The sequence below is a fragment of the Helicobacter monodelphidis genome, from assembly GCF_003288845.1.
Lineage (GTDB): Bacteria > Campylobacterota > Campylobacteria > Campylobacterales > Helicobacteraceae > NHYN01.
The window spans coordinates 1-580 of sequence record NZ_NHYN01000088.1 but is presented as its reverse complement, the minus strand read 5'-3'; the positions used below and the strand labels follow the sequence as shown (position 1 = coordinate 580).

At 37.9% G+C, this 580-nt stretch carries 1 protein-coding gene; it reads right to left on the bottom strand.

Translation table 11 applies throughout. The features are described from left to right. Window position 1: 1 nt before the first annotated feature. The coding region (locus tag CCZ01_RS10015) for a methyl-accepting chemotaxis protein (protein ID WP_258437189.1) at window positions 2–580 on the bottom strand (579 nt) is incomplete at its 5' end.

The window sequence follows — 580 nt, the reverse complement described above, 5'->3', positions numbered from 1 at the left end:
CTTAAAACTTCTTTCTATTCACATCATCCATAATCTTTACAGCAATATTATCTACAGTGTTGCTGATTTCTTGCGATTGGTTGGCAATATCTAATATTTCGTGTGTAACGCCTTCTAGTTGTGAAACTGCATCGTTGATTTGTGTAATACCTACGGTTTGTTCTTTGATAGATTCAGCCATATCATTAATACCTTGAATCAATGTATTCGCATTTGCTTCAATCTCACTTAAGCTTTTTCCTGTTCGTTCAGCTAGATTTCTTACCTCATCAGCTACCACTGCAAAACCTCTGCCGTGTTCCCCAGCCCTTGCTGCCTCTATTGCTGCATTGAGTGCAAGTAGATTAGTTTGGTCGGCAATATCACGGATAATACCCAAGATATTTTTAATATCCTCGCTTTGCTGAATGACTTCTGTTGTTTTTGTGCTAACATTCTGCATAGAACTCGTAATTTCTTCCACAGCAGCCGCTGTTTGTTGTAATGAGGAAGCTTGAGTATTTGAACCCTGTAAAAGTCGTTGAATAGTGCTTTCTAATTCTTTAGATTTACTTTCTAATTCTTGTGCAAAACCTGCGGA